The organism is Butyricimonas sp. RTP31003st1_G1_RTP31003_210430 (assembly GCF_040920905.1).
GTDB classification, from domain to species: Bacteria; Bacteroidota; Bacteroidia; order Bacteroidales; family Marinifilaceae; genus Butyricimonas; species Butyricimonas paravirosa.
In genome coordinates this window covers 1-21,283 of the sequence record NZ_JBCOSQ010000047.1, presented here as the reverse complement: position 1 = coordinate 21,283, position 21,283 = coordinate 1, and the positions used below count along the sequence as shown (strand labels likewise).

The following is a 21,283-nucleotide window of genomic DNA, read 5'->3' as shown; positions in this document are numbered from 1 at the left end:
GATAGATTGAAAAGTCTGCATACATTGTCCGGAATCAATGTCAAAACATTATTCTGATAGATAGTAAAGGAAAAAAATAATCATGAGACATCATAGGTATAATCCGGGTTTCAAGTTTGTCGTGGAACCTGAGCCTTTTAATAAATATACTGACCGAGAGTTGCTTCAGTATTGTCTTGGTGCAACTATGTATATGCCTGGTTTTAAAGATTTTACTCCAAAAATATTAAATAACTCGATACCTGGCTTGACAACCATAGTTCTATGTTTCGAGGATGCTTGCCCGGAAGAAAAAGTTCCGGAAGCTATGAAGAATGTTCATTATTTGTTGGCAACGGTAACAGAAGCTGTGGAAAATGGAACGCTGGATGTCGATAAGGTCCCGTTGATTTTTGTCCGTATTCGTAACCTCGCTCAATTCAAAGCGTTTGGGGAAAAGCTGACGAAACAGGAGGTTAAGTCATTGTGTGGTATTAATTTCCCGAAATTTACCGCAGAGAATGGTTACGAATACTATGTATATCTGCAAGATCTGAATGACCGTTTTGATGAGATCCTTTATGGCTTGCCGATTATTGAGGATGCTGAGGTTGCCTACAAAGAAACCCGTATGACTGAGTTGATAGGCATTAAAAAGATTTTAGACAAGTACCGAGACTTGGTGTTGCAGGTTCGTGTTGGGGGAACGGACTTTAGTTCCGTTTTTGGTGTGCGTCGTGGTGTTGATTATTCAATTTATGACATCATGATGGTACGTGAATGCTTGTCGGATATCATCAATGTTTGTGGACGTAACAATGATTATGTAATTTCCGGTCCGGTCTGGGAGTTTTTCCGTGTTCCAAAGGAATTGATGTTTGAGGAACTTCCACATCATGGCATTGAAGATTATCTGATGAAGCGTTTACCCATCGTAAATAATGAAATCGATGGACTGCTTCGGGAGGTCATTTTGGATAAAGCAAATGGATTCGTTGGACGTACTGTTATTCACCCCACCCATGTGAAGTTTGTTAATGCGCTGATGGCGGTAACGAAAGAAGAGTACGACGATGCTTGTCAAATTCTCGGTACAGGAGGTGGTGTAGTAAAGGGTTTTGGCGGCAATAAGATGAATGAAATCAAGCCGCACACTAATTGGGCGAAGAAGGTTTACAACAGAGCTCGTGCTTTTGGCGTTATTGAGAATGAAAGCGCATATGTTAAGTTGTTTGCTGTAAACGAGTAATGCGACAGAAGAATATTATGAATATTGAAATACATACACCTATCACAGAAGAGGTTGCGGCCGGCTTGCAAATTGGAGATACTGTTACTATTACAGGTTGTATTCTCTGTGGTCGTGACGCTGTATTACCTATGGTAGTAGAAATGGTAAAAGAGGGCAAAATAAATGAACTTGGTGTTTCTCTACCGGGAAATGTCATCTTTCATACAGCAGTTAGTCCTGCTGGTGTCGGACCGACATCCAGTAATAAATTAGAGATTGAAAGTAGTATTGAGCCGTTAAGTAAAGCAGGAATCAAACTACATCTTGGAAAGGGAGCGATCCATAAGGAAACGGTGGAAGCCCTAAATAAGTATAATGCTGTTTATGCGGTTATTCCACCCGTGACAGCTTTGCTTACAGATAAAACCATTGAACAAAAACTAGTGGCTTTTCCACAACTTGGTATGGAAGCGTTATATCAATTGAAGGTAGTACGATATCCGGCTATTATTGCGGCAGCACACGGGAGGAGCATCTATGAATAAGAGTTTTGAGGAGATAGTTTCACTTGTTTGCGAAACCATTGTAGAGGCTGGCTCTACTTTTCGTGAGGATAAAAAGGAAGCTTATAAAAGAGCAATTATATCGGAAGATAATAAGAAAGCTAAATGGGTTTTGGAGACCATACTTGCAAATGCGGAAGCTGCGGAGAAAAATCATTGTCCGCTCTGTGATGATACCGGCATTCCACATATGGTACTGGAAGTTGGCCGGGATGTGGCAGTTACAGGTCGGATGTTAGACGCTATTAGGGAAGGAATAGCTGAAGGTCTGCGTAAACTTCCAGGACGCCCCATGGGCATTATGGGAGATGACAGTCATAGAATAGACCAGTCTGGTGGCCTGAATACGGATAGTGCCGGAGTGGAGCCAGCCCCGATATTGCTCCGACGTTGTCAAGACAATGTTATCAGATTGCATATTCTGATGTTTGGTGGCGGTCCTGCGATTAGAGCAAAAACCTATCGTGTATTCCATAAGCACAATACGCGGGTGGTGTTGGATGAAATCGTGAGTTGGGCGACAGAAGCTGTTGCTCAGCTTGGGTGTTCACCGTGTACATTGGCTGTAGGTGTTGGGAGAAGTCATTTTGAGGCTACATCTATGATGCTTCAGGCACAAGTGGATGGTAGATATGATTTTCAAAGTGAGATGGAACAGGAAATCACAAGACGTGTGAATGAAGCAAATATTGGACCTCTTGGTCTTCATGGTAAGACAAGCGTGATCGCAACTTTTATGAAGGTGGGACCACAGCGTGCAAGTGGCGTTCGAATTGTCTGTGTTCGTCCGAACTGCTGCTTTGAGCCAAGGATAGCGAGTGTTGAATTTGAGTGATCACTTACAAAGCGATGAATAGAATGGTAAGTTGTCACTTTAGGTCGTATTGATTGGCATCATCCGAATCGATAGTTTCGTTACGAGTTAAAAAAACATGGTGGCTCATGAACAATAAAAAGAAAGAAGAAGGCTTCTACGCCTCAAAAGTTCGTTTGTTCTTAAATGAATATGGCTACATGAACTAGGAAGAGTTCTGCAAGATAGAATGTGCGGTTTTGAGAAAAAGTTTGTTGTGAGTTATCAGTTCATGAAAGTAGAGCGTGAAGGTATGGAACGTGTGTATAGAATAGATTGGACGGATGTGATTCTGAAGTAACTTTTAAGTTGATGTTTTTCCCGTCAGAGGGTATAACGAAAGTTGTAAATGCTTTTGTTATACCCTTTTTGTTTTTTAGAGTTTCGCCACATGGGGCGTTTGCAGGTGAAAAGGTTATTTCGCGAGATATGAAATCAAGAAGTTGTGAAAGAAACGAATGATCAATCGCAACGTCTCGTGGGAGATTGTTTTTTGTACGTCAGGGAGAACGTGTGGAGAAGTGTTTTTACTCGGAAGTCTTGTACGTGGAGGCTTCGGGGGTATAGTTATATTTATCGTCGGGATAAGCCCCGGCTTTTGATTACATACCCTCTTTTCGTGGTGGAACCTTGGTGGCCGAGGGATATGTTCCGTCGGGTTCACCGGAGTTATATCGTGAACCTTTGGGCTGTGGAAGGGTTTATTGGTAAGGCGATCTGCATTGCTGATTGGGTGTTGCCCGTGAGTCCACTTTACCGGGAAGAGGTGTTCGGGTGTTTCCTGTTCTAGGAATTGAAGTGCAGGAAGAAGGTGCAATAGAATGAAGGGATATAGAAGATAAGAGTTGTTAATCGTTCTTGTGAGGTGACCTTTCAAGGGAAGTTTTGTTTAGATAAATTTTCCGGGGATTCAGATGATAAATCGGGGCTTTCGGATAATTTGGTTGGTAAAGGGCGTTCCGGGATGTACTTTGGGAATACAATTAAAAATTGCAAAAGATTATGGGAGCGTTACAGAATGTGATTAGAGAGCTAGGTAAAGAGGTTTGCCGTTTTACAGGAGGAGGGATACAAGATCAAATACCTCGTGAGTCGGATATCGTTTTAATCGTTTTTTGGGATAAGTAGGGCGGGGAATCAAAATTCTTTCTTTATATTTGTAAATCCAAACGATGTACAGGACACTAATGAATTTAGGTATTTATATACTGAAAATTCCAATGTAATTGCCCCCTAGAATCCAACTTAAATTGTCCCTCTTTAAATTTTCCCCAAAAACAGCCAGATCATCTCTTTGTACACGTGCATAAAATTCTACAGGTATGCCATTATTATTATTAAATTTTATTCACAAATATAGTGATTTTATCTTTTAGCTTGCAATTTTCTGATAAAGTCCCCGTGTAATTCAATCCGGATAGCCTGGTGAACGATTCTATCCAGGACAGCATCCGCTATAGTCTTTTCCCCTTATATTCTCGTGCGCAGGTATTCTCTTTTGCCCGTTATCATTCTCGTTTTCTTCCAGGGGTAATTCATCTTGCCTGTTTTTCAGTATTTCTTCTATGGCAGGGTAATTGTACAAGCCATGGTTGTAAGCCCACCGGCAAGCGTTAACCAGTCTCTTTTGGCCCACCCGTGACGCGAAATTCAGTATCCCGCGACAAGACTTGCAAGCTTGTTCAAGTTACACTTGGTCGTGAAGTGATTTGAAATTTTGTATAAAGAATTGAGCCTCGGAAATTCCGGGGCTTTTTTGTTTATAAATACGATGAAATTCGAGGTGATTCCGAAAAAGTTGAAAAATTTTTGGAATTGATTCCGAAAAAGTTGAAGAATTTTTGGAATTGATTCCGAAAAAGTTGTATTTTTGGAGAAAATATAGAGCAATTATGATCAAACGGAAGTTACGGGATATTATAGAAAAGAGGCTTTTTGATGGTAAGGCGATATTGTTAATGGGCCCTAGACAGGTTGGGAAAACAACTTTATTGAAAGAGCTTTTTGAAGGTCGGGAGGATGTTATGTGGCTAAATGGCGATGAGTTGGATGTACAGGCGTTGTTTGAAGGGGTTTCGGCAACTCGTTTGAAGGCAATGTTTGGTCGTAAAAAAATAATCATTATTGATGAAGCTCAACGAATTCCTGATATAGGTTTACGTTTGAAGTTGGTGACAGACCAAATAAAAGATGTACAATTGATCGCTACAGGAAGTTCTGCATTTGAATTGGCGACCAAAACGGGAGAACCTTTGACCGGGAGAAAATGGGAGTACAAGATGTACCCGCTCTCTTTTGGCGAGATGGTAGATGAGCATGGATTACTAGATGAGAAAAGAATGATCCCGCATCGTCTGATCTTTGGTTATTATCCGGAAGTCGTGATGCGTCCGGGAGAAGAACGGGAGATTTTAAGATTATTGTCTGATAGTTATTTGTATAAAGATGTATTGATGTCGGATCAAATCAATAAGCCTGATAGTCTGGTCAAATTGTTACAGGCTCTTGCCTTTCAGGTAGGTAGCCAAGTTTCTTATAATGAATTGGCTCAATTGTGTAGCTTGGATTCAAAAACGGTGGAGAAATATGTTATTTTGTTAGAACAGTCTTATGTTATTTTCAGATTGAATTCTTTTAGTCGAAACTTAAGAAATGAACTGAAAACCAGTAAGAAAATATACTTCTATGATAACGGTATCAGGAATGCTTTAATTGCCAATTTTAATCAAATTGAGGGACGAGCTGATCGGGGTGCTTTGTGGGAGAATTTTTTAATATCAGAAAGGAAAAAGTTTTTGGAGTATAATCGTTTGTGGGGCAATTCATGGTTTTGGCGAACAAAAGAACAAAAAGAAATTGATTTGGTGGAGGAACGAGATGGAAAAATAACAGGATATGAATTTAAATGGAATCCTGATCAGAAAGTGAAAATTCCTCGTTTGTTTTTAGATTCATACGAAAATAGCGACTTCCAAGTGATACATCGGGATAATTGTGATTCGTTTTTGCTCGAATATTGAGGGGGAATGATACAGATGTGTGTTACACAAAGTTGTGCAATTGGGTGGAAAAAGTTACTTTTGGCTTGAAAAAACAAATGTGGTAAGTATGATACAAGAATATCAAGTTAGCGGTTTTCGGGTGAGGGAATACGAGGAGTTGGAGTCCACGAACACGGAAGCAGAACGTGTGGGGTGGAGCGAGTTGGAAGATAAGATGGTGATTTTGACATACAGGCAGACGCAGGGACGGGGACAAGTCGGGAATCATTGGGAGAGCGAGCCGGGGAAGAATATATCCATGACGGTGGTGTTTAAGCCGCGGGAATTATCGGCAGGACAACAGTTTGCCGTGTCGATGGTGATTGCCTTGGGCGCTTGTGATTTTATTTCCCGTTACGTGAGCGGGTGTTCCGTGAAGTGGCCGAATGATATTTACGTGGGGGATCGGAAGATTTCCGGAATATTGATCGAACATTCCATCATGGGGCGTTACGTGGGAGGTTCTTTGTGCGGTATCGGGGTGAATATTAATCAGGAACGTTTCTTGTCGGATGCACCGAATCCGGTTTCCTTGTTTCAGTTGATCGGGAAGGAAATTCCCGTGAAGCGTGCGTTGGAGGAGTTGCTGGATTGTATTGGAAAGCGATATGAAACAATACGGGATTACGAGGGATTGGAACGTGATTTTTTGAAGGTGTTGTACCGTCGGGAGGGAGTGTATGATTGGGAAGATGAACGGGGAATGTTCCGGGCATCGATTCGGGGAGTAAACGAGTTCGGACAGCTGGTGTTGGAGGACGTGGAGGGGAATGAGCGGGTATATGGCTTTAAGGAAATCTCCTATAAATTTTAGATTTTAGATTTTAAATTGCGGAGTTTTGATTATTTTTGTGCAAAACATGGATAACTTATGGTAGAGAACTATTCGGAAGATTCTATTCGGACGCTGGACTGGAGGGAACATATACGCTTGCGCCCCGGTATGTATATCGGAAAATTGGGGGACGGAGCGGCAATGGACGATGGAATATACATACTGGTTAAAGAGGTGGTGGATAATAGTATTGACGAGTTTGCGATGGGAGCGGGGAGCGAGATTATTATCAAGGTGGAGGAACGGACAGTTTCGGTACGGGATTTCGGACGAGGAATTCCGTTGGGTAAATTGATTGACGTGGCCTCGAAGATGAACACGGGTGCCAAGTATGATTCCGAGGCTTTCAAGAAATCCGTGGGATTGAACGGTGTTGGTATAAAAGCCGTGAATGCCCTTTCCGAGAGTTTTATCATCCAGTCCTTCCGGGACGGGGAGACGAAACGGGTGCGATTCAACAAGGCGCTGATCGTGGAAGATCAGGAGGTGGCCCCGACTACGGAACCGAATGGTACGCTGGTGACTTTCATTGCAGACAAGGAGTTGTTCGGTAATTACCATTACATCATGGATTACCTGGAGGCCATGTTCAAGAATTACGTGTTCCTGAATTCCGGGTTGACTATCAATTTCAACGGTCAGAAATTACATTCCAAGAGAGGGTTGTATGACTTGTTGTCAGAGAATATGAGTGGGGAGGGGTTGTACCCGATCATTCATTTGAGGGGAAATGATATTGAGATGGCAATGACACACGGACGGCAGTACGGGGAGGAGTACTACTCTTTCGTGAACGGTCAGCACACGACGCAGGGAGGTACGCACTTGATTGCTTTCCGGGAGGCCGTGGTGAAGACAATCCGTGATTTTTACAAGAAAGATTTTGATTTGGCTGATATTCGTACTTCGATTATTGCGGCGATCAGCATAAAAGTACAGGAACCGATGTTCGAGTCGCAGACGAAGACAAAGCTAGGTTCTAAAGATATAGCTCCGGAGGGTCCTTCGGTGCGTAATTTTATTTTTGATTTCGTGACGAAGGAGCTGGATAATTACCTGCACCGGAATCCGGACACGGCAGAGTTGTTATTACGCAAGATTGTCGAGACGGAAAAGGAGCGGAAGGCGATGTCCGGTATCCAGAAGATCGCGAGAGAACGAGCCAAGCAGGTGAGCCTGCACAACCGGAAGTTGCGGGATTGTCGGGTGCATTTCAATTCCAACCATGAGCGGAAGACTGAATCGTCGATATTCATTACCGAGGGGGATTCTGCCAGTGGGTCTATCACGAAGTCGCGGGACGTGAACACGCAGGCCGTGTTTAGCTTGCGGGGTAAACCGTTAAATTCCTACGGGCTGACCAAGAAGATCGTGTACGAAAACGAGGAGTTCAATCTTTTGCAGGCAGCGTTGAATATCGAGAATGGAATAGAAGAATTACGTTATAATAATATTATTATCGCCACGGATGCGGATGTGGACGGGATGCACATACGATTATTGTTGTTGACATTCTTTTTACAGTTTTTCCCGGATGTGGTACGGTCTGGGCATTTGTACATTTTGCAGACCCCGTTGTTCCGGGTGCGGAATAAGAAGGAGACACGCTATTGTTACTCTGATGCGGAACGGGAGAAGGCGATCAAGCAGTTGGGACCGAAACCGGAGATCACGCGATTTAAAGGTTTGGGAGAGATTTCTCCGGACGAGTTTGGTGGGTTTATCGGGAAAGACATCCGTTTGGAACCGGTACGCATGACAAAGCAGGACCCGATTGGTACGATCTTATCCTATTACATGGGAAAGAACACGAACGAGCGGCAGGATTTTATTATAGATAATTTGTACGTGGAGAAGGATGAAATCTAACCATTTTATGATTTTAGATTTTAAATTTTAGATTTTAGATTGCAACTTTCAATTTTCAATTAATATGAGCGAGGAAATAGAGAACGGGGAAGTAGAGAATGTGGAGCCGGAGCAACAGGAAGAAAACGGCCGGGTGCGGTCGATTCAGCATTTGTCGGGAATGTTCGAGAAGTGGTTCTTGGATTATGCTTCCTACGTGATTCTGGAACGTGCGGTGCCTTATGTGAATGATGGGTTAAAACCCGTGCAGCGTCGTATATTACACGCGATGAAGGAGATGGATGACGGGCGGTTTAACAAGGTGGCCAATATCGTGGGGAGTACGATGGCTTATCACCCGCATGGAGATGCCTCAATCAAGGATGCGTTGGTGCAGTTGGGACAGAAGAACCTGTTGGTGGATTGCCAGGGAAACTGGGGGAATATCCTGACGGGAGATGATGCGGCTGCCGGACGTTATATTGAGGCACGTCTTTCGAAGTTCGCCTTGGAGGTGGCTTTTAACCCGAAGACAACGAACTGGAAGCTGTCGTACGACGGTCGGAAAAGAGAGCCGGTGACGTTGCCCGTGAAGTTCCCGTTGTTGTTGGCGCAAGGGGTGGAAGGTATTGCTGTGGGATTGGCCTCGAAGATCTTGCCGCACAATTTCAACGAGTTGCTGGATGCTTGTGTCGCTTATTTGAAAAATGAAGATTTTGTTTTATATCCAGATTTCCCGACGGGGGGAATGATCGACGTGTCGAAATATAATGACGGGTTGCGCGGGGGAGTGGTGAAAATTCGGGCAAAGATAGAGAAAGACGCCGGGAATAAGATCTTGCGGATCACGGAAATTCCTTTCGGACGGACGACTTCGGCCTTGATCGATTCGATTCTGAAAGCGAACGAGAAGGGAAAGATCAAGATCAAGAAGATTGATGATAACACGGCAGCAACGGCCGAGATTTTGGTATATCTGGCCGCGGGAGTTTCTTCCGACAAGACGATAGATGCTTTGTACGCATGTACGGATTGCGAGTTGTCGGTTTCTCCGAACTCGTGCGTGATCGAGAATGATAAGCCGATTTTCATGCCGATTACCGATATTTTACGGAAATCGGTGGACGAGACGGTGGCCTTGTTGTTGTTGGAGTTGAAGATCAAGCTGGGCGAGTTGGAGACGGATTGGCAATATTCATCTCTGGAAAAGATATTTATTGAAGAACGTATTTATAAGGATAAAGAATTCGAGGAGAGCGAGTCGATTGATCAGGTGGTGGTTCACGTGCGGAAACGCTTGGAACCGTTCTTGCCAGAATTGATTCGTCCGGTGACGGATGACGATATAAAGCTCTTGTTGGAGATCAAGATGAAACGAATCTTGAAGTTCAACTCGGAACAGGCTGAGAATTATATCAAGGGATTGGAAGAGGAGATTGCCCGGGTGAAATTTGACATCGAGCATATTATTCCTTACTCGATCAATTATTACGAAAATATCAAGAAAAAGTACGGTAAAGGTCGGGAACGTCTCACGGAAATTCGGAATTTCGAGAATATCGAGGCGACGAAGGTTGTGGTGGCAAACGAAAAGTTGTATATCAACCGGGAAGAAGGTTTTATCGGTACGGCCTTGAAGAAGGACGAGTTTATCTGCGAGTGTTCGGATATTGACGATGTAATCGTGTTCCGGAAGGATGGTACGTATTACGTGACCAAGGTGGCGGATAAGTTGTTCGTGGGAAAAGACGTGCTGTACGTGAATGTGTTCAAGAAGAATGATAAGCGTACGATATATAACGTGGCTTACCGGGATGGTAAGGTGGGACCGTCTTACGTGAAACGTTTCTTCGTGACGGGAACGACCCGCGATAAGCAATATAACTTGACGAAAGGTACGCAGGGATCACGGGTGCTATATTTCAGTGCTAACCCGAACGGGGAGGCCGAAGTGATCAAGGTATGCTTGAAACCGAAACCAGGCATGAAGAAACTAGTGTTCGAGTATGATTTTGCAGGTTTGGCGATCAAGGGACGTGACTCGCAGGGAAACGTGTTGAGTAAGAATGATATTCACAAAATTTCGCTGGTACAGAAAGGAGCATCCACGTTGGGTGGTCGGAAGATATGGATTGACGAGGATGTATTGCGGTTGAATACTGACGGGCGTGGCCGTTACTTGGGAGAATTCCAGGGAGAGGACCGGATTTTGGTGGTGAATAAAAACGGTACTTACTACACGACGGATTATGATTTGAGTAATCACTACGAGGAGGGATTCTCGGTGCTTGAGAAGTATGAACCGGAGAAAGTCTGGTCGGCTGTTTTCTTTGATGCGGAACAACAATTCTATTACTTGAAGCGTTTCCGCTTCGAGAATGTGGTTCGTCATACACTGTTTATCGGGGAAACGGAAGGTTCGTATCTTGTAGCCTTGAGCGGTGAAAAGCGGCCCCGGTTCGAGGTTGTGTTTGGTGGACGTTACGAAAGTCGTCCGGCTGAGGTGATTGTTGCAGATGAGTTTATTGCCGAGAAATCGTACAAGGCTCGCGGAAAGCGGGTGACGACTTACGAGGTAAAACAGATCAACGAGATCGAGCCTTTGGATAGCGGGGAAGAGGAAAGCGAGGAAACGGCTTCGACCGACATTGATTTCGAGATCACGAACCCGGATATGCTGAGTGACGAGACGCAGATGAAGTTGGATTTTGAATAAATGCCGGAAGTGAAAAGTATGAAGTACTTTATCGTGGGATATATGGCGAGTGGCAAGTCCACGTTCGGGAAGGAATTGGCCAAAGATAAAGGACTTCCTTTTCTGGATCTGGACGAGAGTGTCGAGAGCAGAGAGGGACGGTCGATTTCGGAGATTTTTGCCAAGGAGGGAGAGGAGTATTTCCGGAAGAGGGAACGGGAAATCTTGCATGAAATATGTAACGAGACGGATGAATTTGTGCTGGCCACGGGAGGGGGAACACCTTGTTTCTTTGACAATATGGATTATATGAACCAAGAGGGAACGACTGTTTTCTTGAACACGTCATCTCTTGTTATTGTCGATCGTTTGAAACGGCAACGCACTAATCGGCCTTTGTTGGCGATGTATTCCGATAATGAGTTGGAGTTTTTTGTCCGGGAACATCTGGAATCCCGGCTTCCTTTTTATTTGAAAGCAAAAGAACAGATATAGAACCTGTGTCACGTGAGAGTTCGGGGCGTGTTTATTGGGAAATAAGCCCGTACGTGGCAACTAAAGACGTGTACCCTACCCATCATATTCGATCAGCTCAAGTGGCTTTGAAACGGAGGAGAATGGAGAGAGAAACGTCCATCCCGACTTATTTCCCGCCGAACTCTTTTCGGAATGATCCCAACTTTCTTTTATTTCCGTTTACAGATTTCGTTGTATGAGCAAATACGGCACTTTTCCGGTAATTCCGTTTGCGTGAACGGTACTTCGGGTGAAAAGAGTTTTTCTAATAATTGCACGAGTAGATCTTGAAATTCCGGTTCGTATGGTTTAAAGCGATGAATCGGTTCTTTGTTACACTTCAACAGATAGCTGTAATTCGGTGTGAAAAGCAACTTCGTGCTGTATATTCCCGGAAGAATCGGGTCTGTACCCGGATTTTCGTACTCGTACATCATGCAATAGAGCAAGGTTTGGAAAGCCGCTTTATTTCGCTGTTTGTTGTTTGAATCAAAGATGGATGGCAGGTCTTTAAGATCGGTTTTGTCGGCTCCGGTTTTGTAGTCTATGACACGGGTTCCTTGGGCGACCCGGTCAACCCGGTCGATGTCTCCTTCCACGTAGATCACGGTGGGCTGGTCAAAAGCGGAAATCGTGACGGGCATACGATATTTTCTTTCCATGGAAATGATGTGGAAAGGACATAACGTTTTATCAAATTCGAAAACCTTCTTCACGTATTTTTTCACGACAGATAGAACAAGGTCATTGGCCCCGCTTTCCAGCATTTTGGACACGGTCGTGTCGTATAACTTCTCGTAGGCAGCCTGAATGTGTTGTTCAATCAGTGAATCGTTTTTCATCAAGGCATCGAGACCTTCTGCCGTGATCTCCCCGTCGGGGAAAGTTTGGTAGAGAGATTGTGTACTTTGATGGAAAATAGTCCCTAACAGGCGGTGATCCAGCTCTTCGGCCATCTCTTCTTTCTCTTTGATCCGGGCGATGTATTTGAAATAAAATTTCAGGTGACACTCCATGTACGTGTTGAGCGCGGATGGCGAAATCCCTCGTTCGTTTTCATCCGTGTAACTTTTCAGTTTCTCCAGGATCGACGGATTTTTAGGGATGGAAATGGTCGGGTTGTCCTGAACCGATATTTTGTTTTGGAAATGGACTTCCCGGATGGGTAGTCCCGATTCGTATTTTATCTGGTAAAGGAAACGACTCATCTCGCCGCTACTCATGCCTTTCGTGACATCAGTGTACAATAGTTTGATGTTTTTAGCCCGTTGCAAGAGGCGGTAAAAGTAATAGGCGAAAAGGGCATCCATGTGTTCCGGAGTTGGTAATCCGAATCCCAGTCGCAGGTTGTAGGGGATAAATGACGAGGCGTGTCCGCCTTTCGGCAGAATTCCCTCGTTGGCAGACAGGATAATCAGGTTTTTGAAATCCAGCATACGGGTCTCCATCAATCCCATGATCTGCATTCCTTCTAGCGGCTCTCCGGAGAATGGGATGGATACACCTTGTAATATCTTGTGAATAATTTGCAGGTAAAACTTATTGTCCGGGATAATATTTTCTTCGATAAAGGTATTTTTAATGCCTTGAATCGTCGTGAAAATCGTGAATAGAAATTCCTTTTCGATGGCTAGTCCTTCATGGCTTTCGGGCTGTATGGAAGCAATCAGTTGTTTCAAAATGCGCAACAGGTAATCGAGTAAGTTCTCTTCCGACGAGGAGAATATGGCTCGTGTGATTTCGCTGAATTGAAGACTTTTTTCTGCCACGTACACGATATTGTTCGTGTTAATGTAATTCGTGATCTTGGGAATATCTTCCGAACAGGAACTTTTTATTAGTTTATGGTTCAATAGGGCGATGACCGGTTTGTAGTAATAATGGGTCATTTCTCCCTCTTTCTTGGCATAATGCTTTAAATCTCCCAGCATGGCAATCAAGGCGGCAACAGACGTGTTCTGTGCCGGGTACCCCATCGTGATGTTGATTTTGTCGATCGTGTCGGGAATGGAGTGTATGACTGGGGTGAGTAGGCTTTCGTCGCAAAGGACGATGGCCGTATCCGTGTATGAATCTTGCCGTTCCGGGTGGATTTGTTCAATCAGTGTCGGGATCAGTTTGGCCTGTCCGATGGTTGAGGGAACAGAGATGTACTCGATGGCTTTGTCGTTGTACCTGAAGTTGTTGAAATGTTCCAGTCCCAGGGCATTGGGGAACAGTTTCATGTTCTCCCGGATATAAATGCCTGCCTCGTGGTTGTCGTTTGCCGAATAGTACAAGTCGTAATCCCAGTAGAAGAGGGCTTGTCGGTTGTCCCGAAAATAGGAAAATATCCGTTTCTCGCATTGATTCAAGGCATTGAATCCGGCAAATATTAGTTGACGATCCGTGTGATGTTGGGAGAGTTGTTCGCAGAATAGACGTTGCCCCATACCTTCGTAGCACAAGTTTTCATCGAGTAGTTTTGCCTTAAAACGAGTGTAGGTCGGGTAGAGTTTATCCCATACGTTTAGAAATTCCTGTTGTTCCCGACTGTATTTTTCCGAGTTGAAACTCCGCCAGAAACTTTGAATAAACTCCACCTGTTCCGGGGTAAGGTAGGGGAAGGCGGATTCAATTTCCCTCAATGCCGTGATGTTGGAAAAGAGGTCTTTGGCGTTCACGAGATATTTGTCTATGTCATCGAAATCCCCAAGTAACATATTGCCCCAAAAATAGAAATCGTCAAAACGTTCGGTCGTTCCGGCATATTCTTGATAGGTCTTGTAAAGTTTGATGATAAGAGTCAGTTCTTCGGCTTTTTTCAGTCCGGTCTGGCGTTCTATGAATTCGCTTAACGTCAGTATTTCCGGCATCCACACGGGACGATCAATCAGTTGGGCCAGTTCTTGAGCTAAGAATAGTCCGGCTCGTTTGTTCGGGAACAGAATGGTCAGGTTGTCAAAATTGTGGCCATATTTCTGAATCAGATCTTTTGCCAAGAGATGAAGAAACGAATTCATATTTTATTACTATTTTTGTTTCGGAACAAATTTACAATTTAATCATTAGATTCAATATAGATTTATGCTGAAAGAACTGTTATTAAAAAATAGAAGTTACCGTCGTTTTGTTCAGAACGTTCGGATCACACGGGAGGAATTGGCGGAATTGGTCGGACTGACTCGGTATTGTGCTTCGGGAAGAAACGCACAGGCGTTGAAATACAAGGTGGTGGCGGATGCCGATTTGTGTGGTAAGGTGTTTCCTAATTTAGCATGGGCTGGCTATCTAAAAGATTGGGACGGTCCGGAAGAGGGAGAACGCCCGGCAGCTTATTTGATCCAATTGTTGGATACTTCTATCGTGGAGAACTGTTTGTGTGATGACGGGATTCAAGCACAGACTATATTGTTGGGAGCCGTGGAGAAAGGATATGGCGGTTGTATTATCAAGGCTTTCAAGAACGAGTCGTTGCGAGAGGTATTGCAATTGCCGGAGCATTTGAAAGTCATGTATGTTATCGCACTGGGTAAACCGAAGGAAACGGTGGTGTTGGAAGAGATGAAAGACGGTGATTACAAGTACTGGCGGGAAACGGACGGATCTCACCACGTGCCGAAACGGTCTTTGGATGAATTGGTGATTCTGTGATCATTGAAAGTTTGATTCTAAATTTTGGATTGTAGAGATGAAATTACTTTGTGCGGAGTATAATGAGGCGGGTGAGGTTGCTTATAATGTCATTGGCGATAATGCCCTCCTGCGAAACAATGATGATTTCTATATTCCGGCTTTTGCCACGGAGTTGAGTTGTGTACCGCAAATAGTATTACGGGTTGGGAAGATCGGAAAACACGTGGCCGAGCGTTTTGCCGGACGGTATTACGAGGAGGTGGGGGTTGGAATCCGTTTCTATGCGGATAATCTGGAAAGAGAATTACAAGGTAAAGGACTTTCTTCCTCCATGGCTTTCTCTTTTGATGGTGCGGTGGCGATATCTGAATGGCAGAAGATGGAAAACGAGTTGAGTGAGGTGGAGTTTCGTTTTATGTTGAATGGGTTGGAAGTTAATCGGATGAAAATACGGGAATTGCTGTTATCTCCGGAAAAAATAATTTCTAAGGTATCGGAATTTTGCATGTTGAAGATTGGAGATTTAATTTATTGTGGAAATTCATTCCGTCAAAGAGGTTTAAAAATTGGGGATAGATTGAGTATGTGTTTGGGGGATCGGACATTATTAGATTTTTATCTAAAATAGAGATTTGCGTTTGTTTTGTTTGGTGTATATGTTTATGTCAGAAAGTCGAGGGAATACGTGCGAGTTTGAAAGATTATTTAAGGAGAATTACTCTCAGCTGTACCGATGTGCTTACTATTATCTTAATGATAGAGGGGCGAGTGAAGATGTTGTAAGTGACGCTTTTGAGTACGTTTGGAAAAGTTATGAACAATCGAAAAGCGTTGATTGGGTTGCGGTTCTTTTTCAACAGGTGCGACATAGGAGCATTAATCAGTTGAGACATCTCAAGATTGTGGAAAAGTATGTGCTGGAAATTATGGAAACAGATTCAGAAATTGAAAATTTTTCTGAACATGAGGATGAACGATTGGAACGAGTGCAGAAGGTTATTAATACTCTATCGCCTCAGACACGTAAGGTATTAGAAGGGTGTTATTTTCAAGGGAAAAAATATATAGAGGTGGGAGATGAGTTGGGAATTAGCGTGAACACGGTGAAAAAACATATAATGAAGGTATTGAGTTTGTTGAGAGAAGAATTTGCGTAAAAAAGGTAAAGGCTTATATTTTATAAAAATAGTGAAATGGACGATAAGAAACAAAATATAGATTCGAAGGAACATTTGCTTGATGCTTTAGATGCCTCTGAAAATACGGATGAAGATTTGAAAGAATTGTTATCGGATCCCGACAATATTCAAGATATTCGTTTATTACAGGATTGTCGTAAGTGTTTTATTCGAGAGGATTCTTCGTTAGGAGGAGAACCGGAGGTTGCTTGGGAAAAATTTTTACGTAAGCAAAAAAAGAATAGTAAAAGGGTGTCATATCGGTTATGGATGGCAGTTGCTGTTGCTGCAGCTTGTTTGGTATTGGTGTGGGGGGGATTGAGGTTTTATGTTTTTAGTGAGCCGAAGGGAGGACTGGAATTTGTTGCTTATTCCCCGGACTCGACTTCTGTTGAAGTTATGTTGTCTACGAGTAGTGGGCGACAAATAATACTTTCTGATTCCCGGATGGATAGCTTGCTGGAAAATTCAGGCAAGGTGTTGCGCCAAGAGAAAATGCTGACTTATGTGAATGAAGAACAGATGGCGGATCCTGAGATGCATACTTTGACAACGTGTGGGGGAAGTTTTTATCAATTTTGTTTGTCGGATGGTACTTGTGTGTGGTTAAATGCGGGGAGCCGTTTGATATACCCGAATTTTTTCAAAGGAGATCAACGGGAGGTTGAGTTGTATGGGGAAGGTTTTTTTCGGGTAGCTTGCGATACATTGCGACCTTTTAGAGTAAAATCGGGGGATATCGTGACCGAGGTATTGGGTACGGAATTCAATTTGAGAAATTATTTGCGAGAGGATACTCATGTTACGTTGCTTCAAGGAAGTGTCAAAGTGAAGAATGAGAGCTCGTTTGAGGAAGTGGTCATTCGGCCGGGAGAGGATGCTTTCTTATTGGAGAATGGTTCTTTTGAAGTGAAAAAAGTAGATACGGATAACTATTCTTTGTGGACGCAAGGGTATTTTTATTTCGATAATGAGTCGATGTTAAGTGTTATGCGGGAATTAGGTCGGTGGTATAATGTAAAGGTTGTTTTCAGGAATGATTCGATGATGGATGTGAAGTTGCATTTTTGGGCGCAACGGGATCAACCGATAGAAAAAGCATTGGAATTATTGAATTCGGTTAGCCATGCGAAAGTTTCCTACGAAGAACATATAATATTTGTAGATTGAGTATATAAATTATTGTGTCGAATTTGTGATTAGCAATTGTGTATGCAATTGCTAATTTTTTTTACATTTTTTTGAGGGAGGGGGTACCTAATTTATATTTTTAAACGGAATATATGAAAAATGTCGACATGAATAATTTTTTATTGAAATTCAAAAACAGATTTATGAAAAGAATCAGCCTATTTTTTCGTGAACGACACGGGTGTTTGCAGATGTCTCTTCGGGGTACATTGCTTGTATGTCTTTTGTTCACGATGTCTTTTGTTCATGCTCAGGTACAAAAGAATATCACAGTAGAATTTAAAAATGAGCCATTGATGGAAGTGTTGAAGAAGTTGGAAAAGATGTCTTCGTATAAAATTCTGTTCGTTTATGACCATGTCCAGAATTACAAGGTAACAGCTTCTTTGAAGGAGGTATCAATACTTGATGCATTAGATAAAGTATTGGAAGGTAAACCATTTTCTAGAACAGAGATCACGGATGGGAAGTATATTTCAGTGAAGTATAATTCCAATAAAACAAATACGGGAAATGGGTTAAGAACGATCAAGGGATCTGTGCTTGATAAAAATAAAGAACCTCTTCCTGGTGTAACAGTACTTATTAAGGGGACGACTACGGGAGTGGTCACGGATACGGATGGAAACTATGCGATTAGCATTCCCGGATCGTCAATTTCTACTTTAGTATTTTCATGTATTGGAATGAAAAACGTGGAAGTGGTTGTGAAAGACAATAACGTGATAAATGTTACGATGGAAGAAGATGTAACAGAGGTGGATGAGGTTGTCGTTACCGGATATTTCAACAAAGCAAAGGAAAGTTTTACAGGTACAGCAACTTCTTTCAGTGGAGAGGAATTGAGACAGGTAAATCCGGTGAATGCCCTGACGGCTTTATCGGTGTTGGATCCTTCTTTTAAGATGTTAGAGAATATTGCAGATGGCTCGAATCCCAACGTGGTTCCCAAATTTCAAATACGAGGTAGTTCAAGTATGCCTAACGTGAAGAATGAGTATGAAGGAGATCCTAATATGCCGACTTTTATTATGGATGGTTTTGAGGTGTCGGCAGAAAAAGTATTTGACTTAGATCCGAACCGGATAGAGTCAATGACTTTGTTGAAAGATGCTGCGGCAACTGCTATTTATGGTTCGCGTGCATCGAATGGAGTGGTTGTGATTGTAACTAAAATGCCGGAACTAGGATCTATTCGCTTGAGTTATAATATGGATTTATCGTTCAATATTCCGGATTTGCGGGACTACGATTTGCTGGATGCAGAGGAAAAATTGGAATTGGAACGGGCGGCCGGTTATTATAGTTCGACGGTTGCGAACTTGTTAGAAGAACGAGAAGCGCAATACAATTATAAAAAGAGATTGATAGAGCAAGGGAATAATACTTATTGGTTGAATAAACCATTACGTGTAGCGGTAGGACATAAACATTCCTTGTTCGTGGAGGGTGGAGAAAACGCCATGCGTTATTCTTTGGATTTATCCTACGAAGATGCTTTAGGGGTAATGAAAGAATCCGGACGTGAAAGAATTAGTGTCGGTATGTTATTACAATACCAGATGAAAAAGATTGTGTTCAGGAATCAGATAATGTACGATGTCGTGAATGCGGACAATTCTCCTTATGGTAGTTTTAGTGAATATGCTAAAGCTAACCCTTATTATGCATACAAAGATGAAAATGGGCATTATTTGTATTTGTTGGAAGATGATACACGTGGAGCTTTTGACAAAGTGCCGAACCCATTATATAATACACAGTTGAATGTGCAAGATTGGACTTCTTATAGTAATTTTACCAATAATTTCAGTATTGATTGGTATATCACGGAAGCCTTACGATTGAAAGGGAACTTTGCCATTCATCATCAAAAAAGTGAAGGTGTTATCTTCAAGCCAGCGAAGCATACAGACTTTAGTAGTATGATGGGAGATAACTATTATCGTCGTGGTTCTTACCAGGCGACGGAAGGCAAGGAGTTTGGATATGATGCCAGTGTGATCCTTAGTTTTTTCAAAAAGATTCATGACCATGTGTTGAACGTGAATGCCGCTTTGAATATGCAGGATTTGTCGAAAGAAGAGTATACTGTAAAGGTGGAAGGATTCCCCGATGAAAATTTGGATTATATCGTGTTTGGTGCATCTTATCCTAAGTCTTCAACACCTACAGGAAAAGATGAAATTTCACGATTAATAGGTTGGGTTGGGAACATGAACTATTCTTTCAAAGAACGCTATTTGTTGGATTTATCTGTACGTACAGATGCATCGTCTAAATTCGGTGCGAATACGCGTTGGGCGCCTTTCGGTTCGGTAGGTATCGGCTGGAATTTGCATAATGAGACGTTCATTAAGGATCGTGTAAAATTCATCAATCGTTTGAAGATTACTGCATCTTTGGGTTGGGTAGGATCTCAATCCTTCAGTCCGTTTCAAGCAATCCCCAAATATGAATACGATGTAAACAATCGTTACCGTTATGGAATCGGAGCAATCATGAAAGGTATGGCAAACCGTAGTCTGGAGTGGCAAAAGACCACGCAGCGTAATGTAGGTATTGATTTCGATATATTAAACCGTCGTTTTGCTGTTTCGGCAAACTATTATGTGAACACTTCCAAAAGTTTGCTATCCGACGTTACCTTACCGCCCTCTTTAGGTTTCACCACTTATACGGAAAATATCGGACAATTAGAAAATAAAGGTTTTGATTTGAAGGTGAGAGGAACTGTATTCCGGAATAAAGACGGGTTTATGAATTTGAGTGTTGGTATCGTTAGAAATAAAAATAAGCTGAAAAAGATTTCCAACAGTCTGCGTGCATGGAATGAAGTACAGGATGACAGTGTTATGAATGCACCCCGTGTCCGTTTCATTGAAGGACAGTCGTTGAATACGATTTGGGGAGTTCCTTCTAAAGGTATCAATCCGGCAAATGGTAAAGAAATTTTTGTTTCCCGCAATGGTACACTGACAGATACTTGGAATTCTTCTGATCAGCAACCGATAGGATGTACGGACCCTACGATTGAGGGAAACGTGTCGTTGAATGGTGGTTATAAAGGATTGTCGTTGAGCATGTATTTTACCTATAGTTTGGGAGGAGACACTTACAACCAAACGTTGGTGGATCGGGTTGAGAATGCTGATAAACGCTATAATTGTGATCGGCGAGTACTGGAAGACCGTTGGCAGAAACCGGGAGACGTAACCTTTTTTAAAGACGTAGCTAACAATGAAGTAACGCAAGCGACTAGTCGATTTGTCGAAAAATACAATTGGTTGAAATTAAGCACTTTGAATGTGTCATATGATTTTAATGGCAATTGGTTGAAAAACATCCGAGTGGAAAGTCTGCGTCTATCGTTTAACATGACGGATGTGTTCCGTTGGTCATCTGTGAAGGAAGAGCGAGGGTTGGACTATCCGTTTGCACATGCGTTTAGAACTTCTTTGAGGATAACTTTTTAATGATAAAATATGAAAAAGATATATCGTTTACTATTATTGGTAACAATTATTTCTGTTTTTACTGGGTGTGATAGTTGGTTGGATGTATCGCCTAAAACAGAAGTGAAAGAAACAGACTTGTTTTCGAAAGAATCCGGGTTCAAAACCGCCTTGTTAGGGGTTTATATCGAGATGGTTTCTTCTAATCTTTATGGAGGTAATTTGACGATGAGCTTTATGGATGTGCTGGCACAGTATTATAGCATAACGTCAGAGGAGAGTA

General features: G+C 42.6%; 15 protein-coding genes and 2 pseudogenes. 15 read left to right on the top strand and 2 right to left on the bottom strand.

Translation table 11 applies throughout. From position 1 onward, the window contains the following. The first annotated feature begins 82 nt into the window (after nt 1-82). The 4 genes from AB5542_RS14375 (at nt 83) to AB5542_RS14360 (ending at nt 3,416) form a co-directional block, all read left to right on the top strand. Nucleotides 83-1,228, top strand: a complete 1,146-nt coding sequence (locus tag AB5542_RS14375) for an HpcH/HpaI aldolase/citrate lyase family protein (RefSeq protein WP_279037945.1) — start codon at nt 83-85, stop codon at nt 1,226-1,228. Between the two features lie 17 nt (nt 1,229-1,245). Further along, nucleotides 1,246-1,755, top strand: a complete 510-nt coding sequence (locus AB5542_RS14370; protein WP_270543797.1) for a fumarate hydratase C-terminal domain-containing protein — start codon at nt 1,246-1,248, stop codon at nt 1,753-1,755. Further along, nucleotides 1,748-2,608: a fumarate hydratase gene (locus AB5542_RS14365; RefSeq protein ID WP_279037947.1), complete on the top strand. Its 861-nt coding sequence runs from the start codon at nt 1,748-1,750 to the stop codon at nt 2,606-2,608. Before AB5542_RS14370 ends, AB5542_RS14365 begins: the two co-directional genes overlap by 8 nt. Nucleotides 2,609-3,071: 463 nt before the next feature. Continuing rightward, nucleotides 3,072-3,416 (top strand): LytTR family transcriptional regulator, encoded by a 345-nt coding sequence (locus AB5542_RS14360; protein WP_279037950.1) that lies wholly within the window; start codon nt 3,072-3,074, stop codon nt 3,414-3,416. 558 nt (nt 3,417-3,974) lie between these two features. Here AB5542_RS14360 and AB5542_RS14355 read toward each other — a convergent pair. After that, nucleotides 3,975-4,096: pseudogene (locus AB5542_RS14355) on the bottom strand (ATP-binding protein); the annotation flags it as partial. A gap of 422 nt (nt 4,097-4,518) precedes the next feature. Between AB5542_RS14355 and AB5542_RS14350 the strand changes: the two are divergent. The 5 genes from AB5542_RS14350 to AB5542_RS14330 all read left to right on the top strand — a co-directional run bounded on the left by AB5542_RS14350 (nt 4,519) and on the right by AB5542_RS14330 (nt 11,540). Continuing rightward, complete coding sequence (locus tag AB5542_RS14350; protein WP_270546399.1) at nt 4,519-5,646, top strand: ATP-binding protein; 1,128 nt, start codon at nt 4,519-4,521, stop codon at nt 5,644-5,646. An 88-nt stretch (nt 5,647-5,734) separates the two neighbouring features. After that, entirely contained in the window at nt 5,735-6,481 is a 747-nt protein-coding gene (locus AB5542_RS14345; protein WP_279037954.1) for a biotin--[acetyl-CoA-carboxylase] ligase, read from the top strand. Between the two features lie 57 nt (nt 6,482-6,538). Continuing rightward, nucleotides 6,539-8,371 (top strand): DNA topoisomerase IV subunit B, encoded by a 1,833-nt coding sequence (locus AB5542_RS14340; RefSeq protein WP_118304245.1) that lies wholly within the window; start codon nt 6,539-6,541, stop codon nt 8,369-8,371. A gap of 64 nt (nt 8,372-8,435) precedes the next feature. After that, the gene (locus tag AB5542_RS14335) at nt 8,436-11,066 is read left to right on the top strand and encodes a DNA gyrase/topoisomerase IV subunit A (RefSeq protein ID WP_087422430.1); all 2,631 of its coding nucleotides are present in this window, start codon (nt 8,436-8,438) and stop codon (nt 11,064-11,066) included. Further along, nucleotides 11,067-11,540 (top strand): shikimate kinase, encoded by a 474-nt coding sequence (locus tag AB5542_RS14330; RefSeq protein WP_288215227.1) that lies wholly within the window; start codon nt 11,067-11,069, stop codon nt 11,538-11,540. 191 nt (nt 11,541-11,731) lie between these two features. Here the strand turns inward: AB5542_RS14330 and AB5542_RS14325 are convergent, their stop codons facing one another. After that, nucleotides 11,732-14,563 carry a PD-(D/E)XK nuclease family protein gene (locus AB5542_RS14325; RefSeq protein WP_279037957.1) on the bottom strand — a complete coding sequence of 944 codons (2,832 nt, stop codon included), beginning with the start codon at nt 14,561-14,563 and terminating at the stop codon, nt 11,732-11,734. 64 nt (nt 14,564-14,627) lie between these two features. Between AB5542_RS14325 and AB5542_RS14320 the strand changes: the two genes are divergently transcribed. From AB5542_RS14320 to AB5542_RS14295, 6 genes and pseudogenes are all read left to right on the top strand, one after another. Next, complete coding sequence (locus AB5542_RS14320; protein ID WP_087422428.1) at nt 14,628-15,194, top strand: nitroreductase family protein; 567 nt, start codon at nt 14,628-14,630, stop codon at nt 15,192-15,194. A 37-nt stretch (nt 15,195-15,231) separates the two neighbouring features. Next, a complete protein-coding gene (locus AB5542_RS14315; protein WP_087422427.1) occupies nt 15,232-15,804 on the top strand; it encodes a fumarylacetoacetate hydrolase family protein in 573 nt (190 codons plus the stop codon). A gap of 34 nt (nt 15,805-15,838) precedes the next feature. Further along, nucleotides 15,839-16,333, top strand: coding sequence for a sigma-70 family RNA polymerase sigma factor (locus AB5542_RS14310; RefSeq protein ID WP_162613864.1), 495 nt, complete (start codon nt 15,839-15,841; stop codon nt 16,331-16,333). Nucleotides 16,334-16,369: 36 nt separating this feature from the next. Beyond that, on the top strand, nt 16,370-17,524 hold the full coding sequence (locus tag AB5542_RS14305; RefSeq protein WP_087422425.1) for a FecR family protein: 1,155 nt from the start codon (nt 16,370-16,372) through the stop codon (nt 17,522-17,524). 164 nt (nt 17,525-17,688) lie between these two features. After that, the gene (locus AB5542_RS14300) at nt 17,689-21,021 is read left to right on the top strand and encodes a SusC/RagA family TonB-linked outer membrane protein (RefSeq protein WP_288215226.1); all 3,333 of its coding nucleotides are present in this window, start codon (nt 17,689-17,691) and stop codon (nt 21,019-21,021) included. A gap of 9 nt (nt 21,022-21,030) precedes the next feature. Next, nucleotides 21,031-21,283: pseudogene (locus AB5542_RS14295) on the top strand (hypothetical protein); the annotation flags it as partial.

Bases quoted from the DNA above. Each gene is read 5' to 3' on its own strand.
- AB5542_RS14305 (WP_087422425.1), top strand. From the start codon at position 16,370: ATGGACGATAAGAAACAAAATATAGATTCGAAGGAACATTTGCTTGAT.
- AB5542_RS14320 (WP_087422428.1), top strand. From the start codon at position 14,628: ATGCTGAAAGAACTGTTATTAAAAAATAGAAGTTACCGTCGTTTTGTT.
- AB5542_RS14330 (WP_288215227.1), top strand. From the start codon at position 11,067: ATGCCGGAAGTGAAAAGTATGAAGTACTTTATCGTGGGATATATGGCG.
- AB5542_RS14300 (WP_288215226.1), top strand. From the start codon at position 17,689: ATGAAAAGAATCAGCCTATTTTTTCGTGAACGACACGGGTGTTTGCAG.
- AB5542_RS14325 (WP_279037957.1), bottom strand. From the start codon at position 14,563: ATGAATTCGTTTCTTCATCTCTTGGCAAAAGATCTGATTCAGAAATAT.
- AB5542_RS14370 (WP_270543797.1), top strand. From the start codon at position 1,246: ATGAATATTGAAATACATACACCTATCACAGAAGAGGTTGCGGCCGGC.
- AB5542_RS14350 (WP_270546399.1), top strand. From the start codon at position 4,519: ATGATCAAACGGAAGTTACGGGATATTATAGAAAAGAGGCTTTTTGAT.
- AB5542_RS14340 (WP_118304245.1), top strand. From the start codon at position 6,539: ATGGTAGAGAACTATTCGGAAGATTCTATTCGGACGCTGGACTGGAGG.
- AB5542_RS14345 (WP_279037954.1), top strand. From the start codon at position 5,735: ATGATACAAGAATATCAAGTTAGCGGTTTTCGGGTGAGGGAATACGAG.
- AB5542_RS14310 (WP_162613864.1), top strand. From the start codon at position 15,839: ATGTCAGAAAGTCGAGGGAATACGTGCGAGTTTGAAAGATTATTTAAG.
- AB5542_RS14335 (WP_087422430.1), top strand. From the start codon at position 8,436: ATGAGCGAGGAAATAGAGAACGGGGAAGTAGAGAATGTGGAGCCGGAG.
- AB5542_RS14315 (WP_087422427.1), top strand. From the start codon at position 15,232: ATGAAATTACTTTGTGCGGAGTATAATGAGGCGGGTGAGGTTGCTTAT.
- AB5542_RS14375 (WP_279037945.1), top strand. From the start codon at position 83: ATGAGACATCATAGGTATAATCCGGGTTTCAAGTTTGTCGTGGAACCT.
- AB5542_RS14365 (WP_279037947.1), top strand. From the start codon at position 1,748: ATGAATAAGAGTTTTGAGGAGATAGTTTCACTTGTTTGCGAAACCATT.